The 4,724-nt window shown below is 44.0% G+C and carries 3 protein-coding genes and 2 pseudogenes; all 5 read left to right on the top strand.

From position 1 onward, the window contains the following. Window positions 1–82: 82 nt before the first annotated feature. A pseudogene (locus BGL89_RS03790) lies at window positions 83–259 on the top strand (sensor histidine kinase); the annotation flags it as partial. Between the two features lie 373 nt (window positions 260–632). Continuing rightward, entirely contained in the window at window positions 633–1,034 is a 402-nt protein-coding gene (gene psb27 / locus BGL89_RS03785) for a photosystem II protein Psb27 (protein WP_286824517.1), read from the top strand. Window positions 1,035–1,400: 366 nt separating this feature from the next. Continuing rightward, entirely contained in the window at window positions 1,401–3,770 is a 2,370-nt protein-coding gene (locus BGL89_RS03780; protein ID WP_286824516.1) for an endonuclease MutS2, read from the top strand. A gap of 255 nt (window positions 3,771–4,025) precedes the next feature. Next, complete coding sequence (locus BGL89_RS03775; protein WP_286824515.1) at window positions 4,026–4,643, top strand: PEP-CTERM sorting domain-containing protein; 618 nt, start codon at window positions 4,026–4,028, stop codon at window positions 4,641–4,643. Further along, window positions 4,633–4,724 (top strand): annotated as a pseudogene (locus BGL89_RS03770) (RNA-guided endonuclease InsQ/TnpB family protein); the annotation flags it as partial. The gene BGL89_RS03775 and the pseudogene BGL89_RS03770, both read left to right, overlap by 11 nt.

The following is a 4,724-nucleotide window of genomic DNA, read 5'->3' as shown; positions in this document are numbered from 1 at the left end:
ATCAGTATAGCACAATAAAAGTTAAGTTAACAAGCTATAGTTTAAAAAGCCGTCCTAAAAGGACGGGGCTTTAACCCAAAATTTCGGTAAGATCTATGAACCCTTTTATCGGGGTCAGAATGTGGAAAATATTATCGGCACGGGATTGGGGTTAGCAGTGGTTAAAAAATGCGTCGAACTCCACCGCGGCGAAATCGCCCTAGATAGCCAAGTGGATAAGGGAACAAGCTTTACCGTCAAACTGCCCATTTCACCCTAGTTCCAGCTTGAGGAAAGCCTTGGCCCAGGTAGCGGTGAATTATCCTGATGTCCCGTTTCCAGAAGCGGGAATCGCGGATTTAAAAACGGCTGATGATAGGGCGGATATCTACCTTCGGGAAACCACCACCAGTGCCTGATCGCAGCTGGAATTAGTCCCGAATCAACTCACTCCGGGTTGATGGCATCGAAATTTTAGGCAAAAATAGGGCTTTTAACGACCAAAAAGCCTATATTTTGGCTATTTATCCCCGGTTGACCCCTGACTAAAGGAAAGATTTTTGATTTTTGCAGCCGGTTGACTCTCATGAAGAACTGGTAACAGTTTCCTGATAGGATAAGGTGACTTGGGATTAACTTATGGTATTGAAAATATGTCTCCAAAACCTTACATTTCTCGCTTATTAGCTTTGGTTCTCGTCCTTGTCATCGGATTGATGGGCTGTTCTAGTAGTTCGGGGTTAACAGGCAATTATGGACAGGATACCCTGACGGTGATTGAAACTTTAACCACAACCCTTGATTTAGTCAAAGATGACCCGAATAAAGCGGCAGTTGAGTCGCAAGCAAAGGAACAAATCAACAATTACATCTCCCTCTACCGACGAGATAAAAAATCCGGGGGTTTGCGTTCTTTCACTACTATGCAAACAGCCTTAAACTCTCTAGCTGGTTATTATACCGCCTACGGTTCCCGTCCCATCCCCGACAAACTCAAACAACGTTTAAAACAAGAATTTAAACAGGTACAATTCTCTCTCCAGAAAGGAATTTAGATACAGTGATCAGTGATCAGTTATCAGTTATCAGTAGAACTCGACCTAATATTATATCGAGACTAGAAGTCTTTGTCGGCAATAAACTTACCCAAACAGAAATGATTTTAATTGCCACATATTTTTTCAGTTAAATTGAATTAGCAAGGATAGATATACATTTCAGTAAAGCAAGCGGTGATTGGGTTATAATTTTTGGATATGTCTAGCGGGAGTGTTAAGTGACCGGTATTTAAGTGCGAGTAACAGTGCTGTCTTTTCCCTGATTACTGATGACTGATTACTGTTCACTGAAATGACTCTGGCAAAATCAGACCAAATCCGGTTAGACTAGAAATACAAAGCGTATTATAAAAAACTACAAAATTGATTGAAGACGAAACCCTAGAATTATTGGAATGGCCGCGGCTATGTCAACACCTAGCTACTTTTGCAGCGACTAAACTCGGTGCGATCGCAATTCGTCAATTGCCGTTACCAGAAAGCAAAGAGGAAAGTTTAAACCTACTCTGCCAAACCAAAGAAGTTTATAGCTTAGAACAAAAATTAGATAGTCGTCTTTCCTTTGATGGGATTACCGACATCGGAGATGCCCTAGAAAGGGCGCATCTGGGGGGGTTATTATCGGGACAGGAACTTTTAAATATTGCCACGACTTTAGCGGGAGTGCGACGTTTACGGCGTTTAATTGACGAACAGGAAGATATACCAGTTTTAAAAGAGTTAGTAGCGGAAATTCGCACCTATCCAGAGATAGAACAGGAAATACACCGTTGTATCGATGAAGATGGCCGGATATCCGATCGCGCTAGTCCCCAATTACGGGAAATTCGGGGACAAATGAAGGTGATTAAAGAGCGAATTTACCGAAAATTACAGGATATCATCCAAAAACAGGGCGGTGCCATCCAAGAAGCGGTCATTACCCAAAGAAGCGACCGCTGGGTGATTCCCGTCAAAGCAGCGCAAAAAGAGCAAATACCCGGGATAATTCACGATACTTCCAGCACAGGGGCGACTTTTTACATTGAACCTCACTCTATCGTTGACCAAGGCAATCAACTGCGGCAATATCGTCGTCAGGAACAAATCGAAGAAGAAAAAATCCTCCGGCAGTTAAGTAATACGATCGCCGAAGCTTTTGAGGATTTAGAATATTTACTAGCGATCGCTACTAGGCTCGATCTGGCCACCGCTAAGGCCCGTTACAGTTTATGGTTAGAGGGTAATCCCCCCCGCTTTATCGATGGGTCGGAAACGATTACTTTGCGGAATTTGCGTCATCCCTTGCTCTGGTGGCAAAAACACCACGAACAGGGGGGGGATGTCGTACCAATAAATGTGCAGATTACCCCAGAAATTCGCGTTGTTGCCATCACCGGACCAAATACCGGCGGAAAAACCGTTACTTTAAAAACCCTCGGATTAGCGGCTTTAATGGCGAAAGCGGGCTTGTTTATTCCGGCCCGGGAACCGGTAGAGATACCCTGGTTTGATCGCGTTTTAGCCGATATCGGGGATGAACAGTCTTTGCAACAGAGTTTATCGACTTTTTCGGGTCACATTCGCCGGATTGTTCGCATTTTAGCGGCTTTAAATTCTCGTTCCTTGGTTTTACTCGATGAGGTGGGAGCAGGTACGGATCCGGCCGAAGGAAGTCCTTTAGCGATCGCTATTTTACAATACCTCGCCGACCATAGTTTACTAACGGTGGCTACCACTCACTACGGGGAATTAAAAGCGTTAAAGTATCGAGATTCTCGCTTTGAAAATGCCTCGGTAGAGTTTGATGATCGCACTCTTTCCCCCACTTATCGACTATTATGGGGCATTCCGGGGCGTTCTAATGCTTTAACTATTGCCCAGCGTTTGGGATTAAGTCCCGAAATTGTGGCCGAAGCGAGAAATCATCTGGGGGGGTTATCGGAGGAGATAAATCAAGTAATTGCGGGTTTGGAAGCGCAAAGACGGGAACAGGAGTCAAAAGCTAAAGAGGCAAGTCAATTGCTCCAACAAACGGAGAAATTTTATACAGAGGTGTCCACGCGGGCCAATTCTCTACAGGAGAGAGAGCGAGAATTAAAGCGTTATCAGGATCAGGAGCTACAAAAGGCTTTATTATCGGCAAAAGCAGAGATTAATGACGTTATTCGCCGATTGCAATCAGGAACAAAAACCGGTAAGGATGCCCAAAAAGCCACAGAGGAGTTAACTGCGATCGCAGAAAGGGTATTACCAAAAACGGAAAAAACTAAGGTTAATTATCGTCCGCAAGTGGGGGAAAGGGTACGCTTGCCCAATTTGGGACAAACTGCCGAAGTTTTAGCAATTTCACCGGAATCAGAGGAGATTTCCCTGCGTTTCGGTATGATGAAGATGACCCTACCCTTAGATCAGATCGAGTCTTTGGATGGTCAAAAAGTGGAAACTGCGCCAAAACCTGTCAAAAATGTGCCACAAACTCCCACAAAACCCCAGGAGACTCCTTTAATTCGTACTGCTAATAATACCGTCGATATTCGCGGTTCAAGGGTGGCAGAGTCAGAAACGGATATCGAACAGGCGATCGTCCGTGCCACCCCCTCGGGTATATTATGGATTATTCACGGTAAAGGTACGGGGAAATTGCGTCAAGGTGTTCACGATTTTTTATCCCGTCATCCCCAGATAAAACGCTTTCAATTAGCACCCCAAAATGAGGGCGGTTCGGGGGTAACTATCGCTTATTTAACTTAGGGTCTGCTGAATAGGTTTTTTAGTGGGGACAGGGTACACCCCACACCCCACACCCCACACCCTACACCCTACACCCTACTTCATGGGATATAAGCTAAACGGCGCTTAACCTGCATCATCCAATAGCTATAACCCTTTTGGAGTCTATATCGGTGCTCCGAAGTAAAAGCCGTTTAGCTTATCCGTAATTTAATCTTTTCTTAACTTCTTTTTACAAAAATATGATATTGTTTACGTGTACACTTGTGAGATTTTATGAACTTCAACAAAATTGGTCTCGTAACAGGTTTAGTGGTTAGTGGACTCTCCATTAGTAGTGTATTTAATCCAGCTAAGGCCGCACAATTTGCCTTGCAATGGTCTGGCGCTGCCTTTGGCAATAGTGCATCAGCAAATGGATTGATTGATTTCGATCCTTCCCTAATTAGTAATCCGGGTTATACCGACCCTCTACCTGTTAACTCCTTTTCCATAACGGTTACAGGAGCAAGCAGCGGCAATGGAACTTTTTCATTAGCTGATTATAAGAATTTTTTCTTAGCTACCAATGGTGGAACATTAGACTTTACCAAACAATTGGTAGGACAACCAACTAGCAATGACCCTTGGGGAACCCCTTCTTTTGGTAATGGCGGTGATTTTAATATTATTTCAAATCTTGATGCACCTACTGCAGCCTCAGAGTTTCAAATCGCTACTTCTGGTGGTTTTGGAGATTTATTACAGCTAACAAGTTTTGCCCCCCTTGCCCCCCTTGCCACTGTTCCTGAACCTTCTTCTTTATTAGGTCTCCTCGCCCTTGGCACACTCGGCACAGGTGCGACTTTGATGCGGAAATTAAAGACCTCTAAATTTACCGAGAATAGGAATTAGTAGCCTTGTGATTACCAGCGATGGTGACAAAGTATCTAATCCTAAGCATTTTAAAAAGCATTATCAGAGACTGCGAAAGGC

It is taken from the genome of Microcystis sp. LSC13-02, assembly GCA_002282935.1.
Taxonomy (GTDB): domain Bacteria; phylum Cyanobacteriota; class Cyanobacteriia; order Cyanobacteriales; family Microcystaceae; genus Microcystis.
Note: the sequence above shows the minus strand (reverse complement) of the source record. Positions and strands in the feature narration are given on the sequence as shown.

Bases quoted from the DNA above. Each gene is read 5' to 3' on its own strand.
- BGL89_RS03775 (WP_286824515.1), top strand. From the start codon at position 4,026: ATGAACTTCAACAAAATTGGTCTCGTAACAGGTTTAGTGGTTAGTGGA.
- psb27 (WP_286824517.1), top strand. From the start codon at position 633: ATGTCTCCAAAACCTTACATTTCTCGCTTATTAGCTTTGGTTCTCGTC.